Source organism: Bradyrhizobium sp. P5_C12, assembly GCF_054049735.1.
Window position 1 is genome coordinate 1 of sequence record NZ_JBFULU010000006.1, and the last position, 12,767, is coordinate 12,767.

Annotated in this window: 15 protein-coding genes; 6 read left to right on the forward strand and 9 right to left on the reverse strand. The window is 64.7% G+C overall.

The window, feature by feature from the left end; translation table 11 throughout:
* Positions 1 to 19: 19 nt before the first annotated feature.
* A complete protein-coding gene (hisI, locus tag ACXJMY_RS07005) occupies positions 20 to 442 on the reverse strand; it encodes a phosphoribosyl-AMP cyclohydrolase (protein WP_456618579.1) in 423 nt (140 codons plus the stop codon).
* A gap of 27 nt (positions 443 to 469) precedes the next feature.
* A complete protein-coding gene (gene folE / locus ACXJMY_RS07010; protein WP_456618580.1) occupies positions 470 to 1,159 on the reverse strand; it encodes a GTP cyclohydrolase I FolE in 690 nt (229 codons plus the stop codon).
* 245 nt (positions 1,160 to 1,404) lie between these two features.
* Here folE and ACXJMY_RS07015 point away from each other — a divergent pair, with 245 nt between their 5' ends.
* Entirely contained in the window at positions 1,405 to 1,860 is a 456-nt protein-coding gene (locus ACXJMY_RS07015) for an iron-sulfur cluster assembly scaffold protein (protein WP_456618581.1), read from the forward strand.
* A 118-nt stretch (positions 1,861 to 1,978) separates the two neighbouring features.
* Here ACXJMY_RS07015 and ACXJMY_RS07020 read toward each other — a convergent pair whose 3' ends face one another.
* Positions 1,979 to 2,872, reverse strand: a complete 894-nt coding sequence (locus ACXJMY_RS07020) for a hypothetical protein (RefSeq protein ID WP_456618582.1) — start codon at positions 2,870 to 2,872, stop codon at positions 1,979 to 1,981.
* Positions 2,873 to 3,120: 248 nt separating this feature from the next.
* Between ACXJMY_RS07020 and yidD the strand changes: the two genes are divergently transcribed.
* The gene (yidD, locus tag ACXJMY_RS07025) at positions 3,121 to 3,459 is read left to right on the forward strand and encodes a membrane protein insertion efficiency factor YidD (RefSeq protein ID WP_456618583.1); all 339 of its coding nucleotides are present in this window, start codon (positions 3,121 to 3,123) and stop codon (positions 3,457 to 3,459) included.
* Positions 3,460 to 3,560: 101 nt separating this feature from the next.
* Positions 3,561 to 3,773 carry a hypothetical protein gene (locus tag ACXJMY_RS07030; protein ID WP_456618584.1) on the forward strand — a complete coding sequence of 71 codons (213 nt, stop codon included), beginning with the start codon at positions 3,561 to 3,563 and terminating at the stop codon, positions 3,771 to 3,773.
* 1 nt (position 3,774) lies between these two features.
* On the opposite strand, the gene ACXJMY_RS07035 is transcribed toward ACXJMY_RS07030, so the two are convergent.
* From ACXJMY_RS07035 to ACXJMY_RS07045, 3 genes are read right to left on the reverse strand one after another with little or no spacing between them, the layout of a single operon-like run.
* Positions 3,775 to 4,731 (reverse strand): PDR/VanB family oxidoreductase, encoded by a 957-nt coding sequence (locus ACXJMY_RS07035; RefSeq protein WP_456618585.1) that lies wholly within the window; start codon positions 4,729 to 4,731, stop codon positions 3,775 to 3,777.
* A complete protein-coding gene (locus tag ACXJMY_RS07040) occupies positions 4,728 to 5,249 on the reverse strand; it encodes an MOSC domain-containing protein (RefSeq protein WP_456618586.1) in 522 nt (173 codons plus the stop codon). Before ACXJMY_RS07040 ends, ACXJMY_RS07035 begins: the two co-directional genes overlap by 4 nt.
* A gap of 55 nt (positions 5,250 to 5,304) precedes the next feature.
* Entirely contained in the window at positions 5,305 to 6,618 is a 1,314-nt protein-coding gene (locus ACXJMY_RS07045) for an MFS transporter (RefSeq protein ID WP_456618587.1), read from the reverse strand.
* A gap of 347 nt (positions 6,619 to 6,965) precedes the next feature.
* On the opposite strand from ACXJMY_RS07045, the gene ACXJMY_RS07050 reads away from it, so the two are divergent.
* Positions 6,966 to 7,526, forward strand: a complete 561-nt coding sequence (locus ACXJMY_RS07050; protein WP_456618588.1) for a helix-turn-helix domain-containing protein — start codon at positions 6,966 to 6,968, stop codon at positions 7,524 to 7,526.
* Between the two features lie 9 nt (positions 7,527 to 7,535).
* On the opposite strand, the gene ACXJMY_RS07055 is transcribed toward ACXJMY_RS07050, so the two are convergent.
* Positions 7,536 to 8,747: a hypothetical protein gene (locus ACXJMY_RS07055; RefSeq protein ID WP_456618589.1), complete on the reverse strand. Its 1,212-nt coding sequence runs from the start codon at positions 8,745 to 8,747 to the stop codon at positions 7,536 to 7,538.
* A 14-nt stretch (positions 8,748 to 8,761) separates the two neighbouring features.
* The gene (locus ACXJMY_RS07060; protein ID WP_456618590.1) at positions 8,762 to 10,117 is read right to left on the reverse strand and encodes an APC family permease; all 1,356 of its coding nucleotides are present in this window, start codon (positions 10,115 to 10,117) and stop codon (positions 8,762 to 8,764) included.
* Positions 10,118 to 10,433: 316 nt separating this feature from the next.
* Here ACXJMY_RS07060 and ACXJMY_RS07065 point away from each other — a divergent pair, with 316 nt between their 5' ends.
* Entirely contained in the window at positions 10,434 to 11,765 is a 1,332-nt protein-coding gene (locus tag ACXJMY_RS07065; protein WP_456618591.1) for an alpha/beta hydrolase, read from the forward strand.
* Between the two features lie 171 nt (positions 11,766 to 11,936).
* Complete coding sequence (locus tag ACXJMY_RS07070) at positions 11,937 to 12,263, forward strand: hypothetical protein (protein ID WP_456618592.1); 327 nt, start codon at positions 11,937 to 11,939, stop codon at positions 12,261 to 12,263.
* Between the two features lie 31 nt (positions 12,264 to 12,294).
* Here the strand turns inward: ACXJMY_RS07070 and ACXJMY_RS07075 are convergent, their stop codons facing one another.
* Positions 12,295 to 12,687: a hypothetical protein gene (locus ACXJMY_RS07075; protein ID WP_456618593.1), complete on the reverse strand. Its 393-nt coding sequence runs from the start codon at positions 12,685 to 12,687 to the stop codon at positions 12,295 to 12,297.
* Positions 12,688 to 12,767 lie beyond the last annotated feature (80 nt).

Below are 12,767 nucleotides of genomic sequence, written 5' to 3' on the forward strand. Positions count from 1 at the left end.
CCCCGGAATGACAGAGGGGCTACTTCTTATAGACCGCGCTGGGATCGAACAGCCGCTCGGCATCGACGAAGACGAGCTTGGCGCCGCCGCCCTCGGCCTCGACCTTGCGGTAGAAGCAGGACCGGCGGCCGGTGTGGCAGGCCGCGCCGATCTGCTCGACACGAAGCCAGACCGCGTCCTGGTCGCAATCAGTGCGCATCTCGACCACGCGCTGGGTCTGACCTGACGTCTCACCTTTTCGCCACAAGGCATTGCGGGAACGGCTGAAGTACCAGGCCTCGCCGGTCGCGATGGTCTTGCGCAGCGCCTCGCCATTCATGTGGGCGACCATCAGCACGTCACCGGTGGCAACGTCGGTCGCCACGCAGGTCACGAGGCCGGCGGCGTCGAACCTGGGCAGGAAGGAGAGGCCTTCCTCGATCTCATGGGAGTGAGCGGACACAGAAACCTCGCCAGTCAACTCGCGAGGTCAGCGCGTGCCTCGCACCAGGGACAGGAAACGGGCCTGCTCCGCCGGATTGTCGCGGAACATGCCGGTAAAGCGGCTGGTGAACGTGGAGGCGCCATGCTTGGCGACACCGCGCACCGACATGCAGGTATGCTCGGCCTCGATCAGCACGGCAACACCGCGGGGCTTCAACACCTCGTCGATGGCCGCTGCGATCTGCGCCGTCAGATGCTCCTGGGTCTGGAGCCTGCGGGCGAAGATGTCGGTCAGGCGCGCGAGCTTCGACAGGCCGACGACGCGCTCCACCGGGGTATAGGCGATGTGCGCCCTGCCGTAGAACGGCATCATGTGGTGTTCGCACTGCGAGGTGAACTCGATGTCGCGCACCAGCACGAAGTCGTCATAGCCGGCGGTCTCGCCGAAGGTGCGGTCGAGCACTTCGGCCGGGCACTGGTGGTAGCCCTGATAGAGCTCGTCGAAGGCCTCGACCACGCGGCGCGGCGTGTCGAGCAAGCCCTCGCGCTCGGTGTTCTCGCCGATATAGGCGAGCAGCGTCTTCACCGCGTGCTCGGCCTCGGCACGCGCCGGGCGCGGCTGGTCGGCGCGGACGGCGGCCGCGAGGAATTCGGCAGGGTCCAGCTCCGCGGGGCGGCTCTCGGGCTGCTTGTCGGAAGGCTTGCTGGGGCGAAGGGATTTGATCGCAGCGTCCATGTCTACTCCGTTCGACGGCCTAGCGGCCGGAGTGTCACCGGCAGACGGGGCGGCAAAGCCGCCGGACGCCTGAAGAGTACAGTTTTGGCGAAAGAGGTCTCAACTCTAACGTCGGCCGCGCGGCTCTGGATCAGCACCGCCGGACCGGACCGCTGGACTGTTTTTCCGCCAGTTCCGACCCTATATAGGACCGTGGACGGCGCCCGCCAAGGCCGATCCCGCCCGGAAGTGCTGGACTCCATCACATGCTGAACGACATCTACAACAAGCGAATCATCGAGCTGGCCGGGAATATTCCGCGGCTCGGGCGGCTTTCGGACCCCGACGCCACCGCCACCGCACACTCAAAACTGTGCGGCTCGACCGTGAAGGTCGATCTCAAGATGGACGGCGCCACTGTCACCGACTTCGCCCACGACGTGAAGGCCTGTGCGCTCGGCCAGGCCTCCTCATCCATCATGGCAAGTCACGTCGTTGGCTCGACCGCGAGCGAACTCCGTGAGTTACGCGAAACTGTTCGCAAGATGCTGAAGGAAAATGGCGCGCCGCCGGACGGCAAATGGGCCGAGATCAAGTTCCTGGAGCCGGTCCGCGACTACAAGGCGCGCCACGCCTCGACACTGCTGACCTTCGATGCCGTGGTCGACGCCATCGGTCAGATCGAGGCGAAGGCGAAGCAGCCGGCTGCGGCGCAGGGCTGAACCCCGCCCGCGTCGTTCCGGGCGTCGCGAAGCGACGAACCCGGAATCCCGAGATTACAGCGCGGGACTCCGGGTTTGCGCTACGCGCGCCCCGGAATGACTGCCAAGATTTGAGATCCTACTTCTGCGAGCCCGCGCTCGGCGCCGTCCCGGTCGGCACGACGGCTTCCGCCGTCTTGGTCGACCTGGCCGCCTGCTCCGGTTCCACGCCAAACCTGGCCTGCGTCTTCGGTGTCAGCTCCGCCATCGCCGGCGCCGAGACATCGACATGCGGCAGCACGTCGGCCACGAGATCGGTCGTCACCAGATTGGTGAGCTTGAGCTCGCCGGCGTCCAGCTCGTGCAGATCTTCCCACGGCGGCACATTCAGCGCGAGCGACAGGAGGTCGCCGGCACCGCCCATGTCGAAGGTGTATTTGGCGAGCCGGCCGATGTCGCGCTCCACGATCATCAGGTCCTGCGCGCTATAGGTTGCCGCCTTCGCATCGTCGGCACGGTCGCCCATCCAGATCTGATGGACCCGGACATGGGCGGCTTCCGGCACGTAGCGCTTCTTGCCGGCCAGCAGCAGGAACACGCACATGGATTCGCAATAGGCCTCGGGAGCGACGGCTGGACGGGCGCTCTGTCCGCCGCGGCTCTGCTGCGAGATCCCGACCGTGGTCAAAAGGCCGAGATTGCGGAAGCGCCGGCCGAGCGTGATCGCGTCATTGACGGAACCGCCGCTGGAGTCGAGCACGACGGTGGCGCCGCCGAGCTGGCGCCCGCGGGCAAACTCCTCGAAATCCTTGGGCGTATCAGCGGTGATGATGCCGACCGCGCTGACCCAGCCGCGGCAGTTCGGCTCGCAAGCGACCCAGTTGAACTTCATCGGCAGCTTGCGCTCTTCGAGCGTGGCACCGGCATGAGCCGTTGTGCCGGTCGTGGCGACAGCTCCGAAGAGCGCGACGCCAAGTGCGGCAGCCCCAAGCAACAACCAGCCGCGACGATCAAGGGAGTTCAGAAGTCTCAATCTGGTTCCTTCCCCAAGCCCCAAAGGTCCCCCAACAATCCCCGGTAGCGCCCTCTGAGTCCATCATACAGGCGTATGTTTCTACACACGGGCGTCATAAAAATGGTATCCGGGGGAATACAGATCGTCCACAGGTACTTGCTGCACTGCTCCCAAAAAGCACGATAAATATGGCGCAGAAACAACAACTTGCGGTTCCCTGCGCCGGAACCGCGCAATACCTCGCTCACGATCGCAGCACAGCGCCCATGAAGCATTCAGCCTGCGAGCACTGTTCCACTCACGTCGAGGGCGCGCTCCGGCTCCCGCGCAGATTCGGCCGCGCACTGATCTGGCTCTACCGCCACACGCTCTCGCCGCTGGTCGGCTACAATTGCCGGCACCTGCCGACCTGCTCTGTCTATGGCGACGAGGCGATCGAACGGTTCGGACTCTGGGCCGGCGGCTGGATGACGCTCGCGCGACTGCTCCGCTGCAATCCTTTCGGCACCTCGGGGATCGACAACGTCCCCCTCACCGCACCGCAAGGCGCGCGCTGGTATCTGCCCTGGCGCTATGGCCGCTGGCGCGGCGTCAACGCGTCCTGAATATGACCAGGAACGCCGCGGCGCCTCACGCATCGCCGCCTTGAATGGAACCGGAACTTCCCGCTCGCGTTGTTGTGATGCTCCCACGGGAGGAAACAAGAATGCGCTGGAAAATCAGCCCTCATTTTCACTTCAGGTTTGGGCCAAATCCCGATCACCGCGGGCATCATCACGATCCCAGAACCCTCGACATGCTCGCCATCATCGCACTGCTGGCGCTCGTGCTCGGCTCGGGCTGGTACCTGGCGACGAGCTTGGCCACGCCGCCGGGCACGACGGCGTTCATCGTGCCCAGCCAGAGCGTACACTGGTAGGCTAGAGATCCAGCACCAATCGATCCGCGTCTGAGCCTGCGACGCACACCATGAGATAGCGTTCGCGCTCGTAGGGCGACAGGATGCGGTCGCGATGGACGGGCTCGCCCTCGAGCCAGCCGACCTTGCAGGCGCCGCAGATGCCGCCGCAGCAGGACGTCGCGATGTCGACGCCTGCTTGCTGCAAGGCGGCCAGCATGGTCTGGCCGGCGCGAACCTGGATCTCGGCGCCGGAGCGCGCCAGTGACAGCGTGAAGGGCTTTGCGTCGGGATCGATGACCGGCGGCGGCGCGACGAAACGCTCGATATGAACATTGGCCGCGGGCCAGGCGGCGGTCACCCGCTCGAAATCGCCGGTCATGCTTTCCGGACCGCAGCAAGCGACCAAGGTCTCCGAGCCGCCCTTACCGACCAGCGACGCAAGATCCGGACGTCCGCCCCGGGACGTCCGATGCACGACGATGCGACCATCGCCGATCAAGGGCGCGAGGTGAGACGCGAGCGGCACCTCCTCGCGCACGATCAGATGAAGCGTGAAGTCGGCATGTCCCGTTCGTGCGAGGTGCCGCGCCATCGACAGGAACGGCGTCACGCCGATGCCGCCTGCGACGAACACATGGCGCGCAATCTGCGCGCCTGGCTCCAGCCCGCCGCGTGGCAGCGAGACGCCGATGACGTCGCCAAGGCCGACATCATCGTGAAGCGCGCGCGAACCGCCGCGCCCATCGGCCTCGCGCTTGACCGCGATGACATAGCGCGTGTTGTCGGCGGGCTCGTTGCACAGCGAATAGGTGCGGACGAGGCCGTTCGGCAAGTGCAGATCGATATGCGCGCCGGGCTTGAAGGGTGGCAATTCCCATCTATCGGGATCGGCCAGCGCAAACAGTTTTATTCCGTCGCCAGCCTCTTCGATGCCGGCGACGACTGTCTTGATCGTCGTGATCGGACGCGCCTTCATGCTGCGTTCCGCACGGTGTCGCCGACCCTGACGATGCCGCCTTGAAGGATTTTGCAGTTCAGCCCGGAGCGGTTGATGAGCGGATCGAAGATCGCCTTGCCGGTGATCTCCTCGATATGCCGGCATGGAATCGACAAGCGGGTTGCCTCCAGCAAGGTCTCGCCAAGCCAGAAGCGGCGTCCGACCAGATGGTTCAGCGGCACGCCCTCGACCGTCACGTTGCGGCGATGCTCCTCGGGGCCGAGCTCGATCCCGGCGTCGCGCTTGAGCGCAACCAGGGTCTCGAACTCGAACAGCGTGACTTGGCGGCCTTCTTCCGGCTTGTGCGAATAAAAACCCTCCTCGCGTCCGATCATGTAGCGGTCGCCTTCGATGCCACGGCCGGCGACGAGAGCAAGCTGCTCCATGGCGCGCATCGGCAGGAACGCGCGCGGGGCGAGATGGAGGAAGCGCACCACGCCGGTCCAGCCGAGGCGTGCTGCGCTCTGCGCGGAGCCGGTGTCGATCTTGTCAAGCATGACGGTATCCTCGTGAGAAGCGATGGCGCGCCGCAAGACGCGGCGCGCCCCGGGATCAGGTCAGTTCCTTGTTCGCCATCTCCGGCGCGAACGTGGTCGCGGTCGCGGTGATCGCCGCGCAGGCCATCAGCAGCAGCGAGACCGGCCACGTGGCGCCGCCGCTCCAGGCCATCAGAGATGCGGCAATCAGCGGCGTCAACCCGCCGCTGATGGCCGCGCCGACCTGAAACCCGAGCGAGGCGCCGCTGTAGCGCAGCCGCGCGGAGAACAGCTCGGAGTACCAGGGCGCGCCGATGCCGAACATCACCATCTGTCCGAACGTGATCGCGACCACGATGGTGCAGATGACGATGGTGGGATCGCGGGTATTGAGCAGCCAGAACAGCGGGAAGGCAAACAGCGCCGAGAACAGGCAGCTCCCGTAGAACATCGTCTTGCGGCCAAGGATATCGGACAGCCAGCCGAACAGCGGAATGGCAACCAGCGCGACCAACGATGCCGCGAAGGCGCCGTTCAGCACCACCGTGCGCGACAGGCCGAGACTCGTCGTCGCGTAGGACATCACGAACACGCCGCCGATGCTGGCATAGGCGATCTCAGAAATCTTGAGCCCGACCGCAGTGAAGAACGGCCTGCGGTGATGCCTGAAGATCTCGACCAGCGGCAGCTTCGCGACCTCCTTCTTGGCCTGGACCTGGCGGAAGGCCGAGGTCTCCTCCATGTTGAGGCGGATGTAGAGGCCGACGCCGACGAGGAGGATCGAGATCAGGAACGGAATGCGCCAGCCATAGGTCATGAACTCGCTTTCCGGCAGGCCCGCCACCAGCGCAAACATGCCGATCGCGGCGAGATTGCCGATGGGGTTGCCGACCTGCACCATGCTGCCGAGCAGGCCGCGGCGGTGCGTCGGGCAGTTCTCGACCACCATCAGCACGGCGCCACCCCATTCCCCGCCGAGGCCGATGCCCTGGAGGAAGCGCAAGCCGATCAGCAGCAGCGGCGCGGCGATGCCGATCTGCTGATAGGTCGGAAGCAAACCGATCAGGAAGGTGCCGACGCCCATTACCATGATCGTGATCGCGAGCATCGCCTTGCGGCCGACCCGGTCGCCGTAATGACCGAAGATCGCAGCGCCGAGCGGCCGCGCCAGGAATCCGACCGCATAGGTTCCGAAGGCCGCGATGGTGGCGAGCGCGGGGTTGCCCGCGGCGAAGAAGACCTTGTTGAAGACCAGCGCGGTCGCCGTCCCGTAGATCAGGAAGTCATACCATTCGACCGCGGTGCCGATCACGCTCGACCACACGATCCGTCGCAAGCTCGCCGCTTCGTCCGGCGCCACGTTCAGGGTTACGTCGTCTGCTACGGTCATCGATCTCTCCAAAAAGTACCGGCGCCAGGGGAAGCAGGTGGTTCTGTCCGTGGAGCCCATCGGCAGCCAGGAACGTCAAAAATCGACCATGTTTACTGTTGGAAATCAACGACGCGGAACGCGGCAAATGCCGCATCGATCGGCAAAACCCGCAATTTGCACTGTTTTTCAGCTATTATACGTGGAATGCCAGCGTCTCTGCCCACAATATCCGCGGCCCTGCTTGAAATTTCCGCGCATAAGTTTTCCATTGGGATACATCCGCGAGCGGCTGGCGCGAGCCGCCGGGCTGGCAGTCGGGCGGCATCTGATGCAAAAGAGGCATCAGCAGTTCAGGAGACTCATGCGTGCTTGACGTCAGCAAAGCGACGGCCGTCGGGGCCAACATCCGCCAGGCGCGGATCGCCAAGGGCCTGACGCTGGACCAGCTCGCCAGGCAGAGCGATCTCACGCGCGGCTACATCTCCCTGGTCGAGCGCAATCTGAAAATCCCCTCGCTCGCCGCCCTGCTGCGGATGGCCGCCGCGCTCGAGGTCAATGTCGCGAACTTCTTCGACCCCAACGCCGAGCCCGCGCCGCGCTACACGCTGTTCCGCCGTGAAGGCGGCAATGTGCCGCTGTTCCAGGACACGTTTGGCGTAGTCCCGCTGGTCACCGGGCGCACCCGCAAGATGATGGAGCCGTTCCTGCTGAGCCCGCCGCACAAATCGGCGACGCGCGCCTCGCATGCCGGCGAGGAGCTGCTGTTCGTCATCAACGGCAAGATCGCGATCAAGCTCGACGGCGAGGAGCTGACGCTCGGCAAGGGCGATTGCCTGTATTTTTCAGGTGAGACCCCGCACGAAGTCAGAAGCCTCGGCCGGCAGAAGGCTGAGGTTCTTGTCGTCGTGGCCCAGAGCCCGACCTGACGGCCGGTCCTAGCGGAACCAGAAAAAACGTCCGGACGACGGCGGGATAGATTCGGGCGGACGCGACCGCTTCGGACGCGGCTTCGGCGGCGGCTCGGCGGACGACGTTGTCTCCGCCGCCGGTGTCGTCTCGCTGCCCGGCACCCTCACCGACAGCAGCAGGTTAGATTCATGCATGCGCCAGCGATAGCCGACGCCGAAGTCGATCGGCTGGGCGCGCGCGAACAATTCGGCGTAGCGCTCCTGGTAGCGGCCCGGGAATTCGTTGATCGGGCCGAGATAGCGGCCGAACGGGAAGAACCGCCATTGCCGCGCATTGTAGTTCGCGAGCGGAATGCCGGAATCGTCCTGGATGATGGTCGCGCTGTTGGCGAGCAGCCAGTCGCGAGCAACCGTGAAATTTCCGGAGTGCAGCAGATAGGACGCGCTCTTGAGCAGGCTGTTACCGGGCCCGAGCGTCTCGCAGAACTTGAGGAAGCCCGCGGCGCGCGCGCCCGGGTTGGAGAGATCGGTCGAGAAATAATACAGCGTGCGCGCCTCGCCGTCGCTGCCGGCAAAGATGATGCGGACACCGTGCGTGGCGTTCGGCCCCGGATTGTCGTTGCCGGTATGCACCCCGCCCTTGTTGTCGAGCGCGACCGTCTCGACGTTGCGGATGGTCTTGCCGGACCGCGCGAGGAAGACATAGAGGATCGGCAAGGTGCCGTTGACCTGGTTGGCATGCAGGTCGACCTTCATCTGCTTGGTGATGAAGAAGGAGAAGCTCAGGATCGAGCCGAGCGAGCGCTCGACATTGTAGAGCGCGGCGCCGACCGAACCGCGCGGCAGCCGCGTCAAATCGGGCACCGCACCGACCGGCTCCAGCGCGCCGAGCACATAGGTGCTGGCCTTGGAATAGAAGGCATTGGCGTAGAGGAAATCCGGGCCGCTGAACATGTAGAACATGGTCGGCCTGGGCGCGGCCAGGTTGACCTCGGCCCAGTTGCGGATCTTCGAGAGCTGCCGCTGCTCGAGCTGGGCAAAGGCGCCGTCGAAGAATTTTGCGTGGCGCTGCCATCCCGGGTCCTTCGTCAACGGCACGAGCGGCGAGTCCGCCGAAGGCTGCATGCCCGCAAGGAAGCGCGCAGTGTCGTCGAAGGTGACGTCGGCGGCGTGCGCGGACGCGACGGCCGCAACCAGCAGGGCAAGAGCGATAGCCGCAATTCTCAGGGGTCGAAACATGTCTATTCGCGATGTTATGACGTGCCAGCGGCGACCGGCCGCCTGCGGAAAACAGCATAAATCAACAGGCCCGAGACCATGACGAGCATCCCCGAGAGCGACTGCACCGGCCGCTCGGTCAAGAGGTAGTACATCATGAACGCGGTCACGAGCAGGAAAACCAGAGGCGTGAACGGGTATCCCCAGGCGCGATACGGGCGCGGCAGATCGGGATCGGTGATGCGCAGCTTGATGACGCCGGCGACCGTGAAGAACGAGCAGAACAGCAGTGCGAACTGGATGAAGTCGAGCACCGCCTCGAAGCTGCGCGTGAACAGCAGCAGGTTCGCGACCGCGAGCTGGAACAGGATGGCATAGGCAGGCGCGCCCCTTACCGACCTCCGCGAGAAAACGCGCAGGGCCGGAATGTCCTCGCCCATCGTCATCATCACGCGCGGCCCGATCCACATCATCGCACTGATCGAGGAAATCAGGCCAACGCAGATCATCGCGCCGACGATCCGGCCGCCGAGGCTGCCGAAGATGGCGCTGCCGGCAACGCTGGCGACGTCGATCTGCCCGGCGAGCGCACTGATCGGCGTGGAGTAGAGGAACACCGCATTGAGCGCGACGTACAAGACGAGCACGATCAGCGTGCCCGTGAGCAGCGCGCGCGGCAGGCTCTGCTGCGGGGTGCTCATCTCCCCGATGATGTAGGTCGCGGCATTCCAGCCCGAGAACGAGTACATCACGAAGACCAGCCCGATCGCGAAGGGCGCGCTGACGATATGGACGAGATCGCCGGCCTGCGGCGCAAAGGAGATTGGCTGCGGCACRCCGACGACGAAGCCGGCGACCAGGAAGGCGACGATCAGCACGACCTTCAAGATGGTCGAGATCAACTGGAACGTGGAGGAGTGCCTGACGCCGGTCAGTTGCACGAGCGAGACCAGCCACACGACGCCAATGGCAAGCGGGATCGGCGGCAGATCGGGGACGACCGACTTGGCGTATTCGCCGAAGGCCATGGCGGCGAGCGCGACCGGCGCCGCAAAGCCGACCGTCGCCGAGACCCAGCCGGCGAGAAAGCCGAAGGCAGGATGATAGGCGCGGCCGAGGAAATTGTACTCGCCGCTCGAGCGCGGAAACATCGCCCCGAGCTCGCTGTAGGAGAACACGCCGCACAGCGCCACGATGCCGCCGATCGTCCACAGCGAGAGGATCGAGAAGCCGGAGGGGATGTCCTTGACCTGGAAGCCGAGGCTGGTGAAGACGCCGACCCCGATCATGTCGGCCACGACGATGGCGGTCGCGACCAGAACCGAGACGCCGGACCCGCCACCGGTCAGCCGGGCAATCCATGGCACGGTTCCCGCGTCTGATGCCGTCATCGGGGTCCCTAACCTCAGGCGTCACGCCTTGTGCGAAGCATCGTGCAGATTGGTCCAGTCAATTCAAGCAGGGTTAACAAGGGCTAAATGAGGCAGCCGATATCGGTATCATGCAACCGATTATGCACGCTCCTGGGCAATAAACCTAGGCAAACACCGGAGAATCCCGTTTCCCGCCCCCACAATCACGACACGATTGCGTGGTCCTTTTGAGCGTTCCGGATGTGGGGAAGTTTCTCCGGACACTTAACGTCGCCTAAACGCCAGTCGGCTCAATTTGCTTAAACATCGCCGCTGGACTCGGGGTCATGGGTGGATGGTCGGGGCCGTTCCGAACTTGAGAGCTGACATTCGTGCCGATCGGACGACGTCCGGCGCGCGCGGCCGTGCGCTCCGGATCGGCCTGATCTCAGCCTTGGTGCCGCTGTCGCTGACGCTGGTTCAATGCGGCAAGGCGCCCAATCCGGCCGCACTCGCGGCGAACTCGCAGGCCAACGTCCCGGTCGTCAATCAGGTCGTCGCCAAGACCAATCCGCAAGTCGCAAGCAACGTCACGTTCGAGGATCGCTTCCCGGCCCCGCAGTTCAAGGAGCGCTTCCCGTCGGCGAGCGAGAGCCTCCTGCAACGGCAGATGTCTGACTTTTCGCCGAAGCGTGCCGTACAGCAGCAGCCGGAGCATGCGCCCTACAAGGTGGCCTCGCTCGAGCCGCAGATCCCCTACACGCGTCCGCCGCGCGACGACCTGACGACGCTCGTCAGCATGAAGTCGTCCGCCTTCCCCTATTTTGGCAACAACCCCGCCTCCGAGGCGCCCTTCCTCAACATCGCCAAGGGCGACCGCCGCGGCCACCGCAGTTACTCCGGGCGCGTCTATTGGCAGGACGAGACCTACAGCGACAGCCGCGTTCTGATGCATGTCCCCGAGCATTTCGACGTGCGCAAGCCGGGCGTGATCGTGGTGTTCTTCCACGGCAATGGCGCGACGCTGGAGCGTGACGTGCGTGACCGGCAGCTGGTGCCGCAGCAGATCACCGATTCCGGTGCGAATGCCGTGCTCCTTGCGCCGCAGATGGCCGTCGACGCCGCCGATTCCAGCGCCGGAAAATTCTGGCAGCCCGGCGGTTTCAAGCGCTTCATGGAGGAATCGGCCAACCATCTCGCCCGCGTCACCGGCGATCCCAACAGCGTACGTGCCTTCGCCAACATGCCGATCGTGATCGTCGGCTATAGCGGCGGCTTCCTGCCGACCGCCTGGAGCCTCGAGGTCGGCGGCATCCGCGACCGCGTCCGCGGCGTCGTGCTGCTCGACGCCGTCTATGGCGAAATGGACAAGTTCGCCTCCTGGATCGCGAGCCACCGCTCCGGCTTCTTCGTCAGCTCCTACACCCACTACACCGCGCGGCGCGACCGCGAGCTGATGAGCATGCTGCGGCAGAAGGGCATCAGCGTCTCCGAGGACATGGACGGGCCGCTGCGTCCCGGCAGCGTGGTGTTCGTCGAAACCGGCGACGGCATCACCCATCGCGACTACGTGACCCGCGCCTGGACGAAAGATCCTCTCAAGGACGTGCTGGTGAAGATGTCGGCGACGCCGGCGCTGGCGCTGACGCGCGTGGCCGCCACCGCCTCCTCAACATCGAACCGCTAGGCCTGATATTGCGCCAGCCGGCATTTGGCGGCACTTGCCTGCAATTCTCCCACGCATTGATCAAAATGTAATGTTGATGGCCGAAGCTCCCGTGGGACACCGGATTGTTTCCGCCAGCCGTGGACATAATTTGCCGACCGGATTGCAATCGGAATTTCGCGGGGACGGGTCGTGCGTCAGGGATTGTACAAGGTCGACTTCCATACCGTGCATGGAACGGGCTGCGGCGTCGTCTATGTGACCGATGGCAAGATGCGGGGCGGCAATTCCGCCTTCGCCTTCGTCGGCAGCTATACCGGCGAAGGCGACGGCATCAAGGTCAAGATCTCCACCGAGCGCTACAACGACGACCCGTCCTTCAGGCCGTTGTTCGGCAACGACAGGATCACGCTGACGCTCAGCGGCCGGGAAGACGGCGACATGGCGGAATTCGAAGGCACCGCGCTACAGGCGCCGGGCGTTGCATTCAGAGCGGTGCTGAGCCGGATCAGCGACTAACCGTCCGACTCGAACCCACAGCGCTTGATTCTCAGTTCTTGGGCAGCTTCGGAATGCTCTCGGCAAAGCCGTTGAAGCAGGCCAGCCGCTCGTCCTCTTCCTTGAAGAAGCGGCAATCGGCGTAGCCCTTGGCCTTCGCCGGCTTCGGCTTCGGCGCCGGCGGAATCACCGCGTCGTAGCAGTTGAGACGGTCCTTGGTGCCGTCATCGAGGTCGAGACAGGCCTGGAGCCGTACCGCGATCGATTGCGGCTTGCCCTTCGGCGCCGCGGCGGCAGGCTTTGCAGCCGCCTCCTTGGTGCCCTCTTTGGTCCCCTTCGGCTTGACCTGCACCAGCGGCTTGTCCCCCACCATCGGTGGCTTGTCGGTTTGTGCGAACGCGGAGGCTGAATAGAGCACCGCGGCAACCGCCAAAATCATCCTCATTTCAGTCAACTCTCTTTGGTCCCCATGCCTCGCCTTCTAGCGCCCTCCCGCGCGGTTTGCCAAGCGCCTTGCGCACAGGA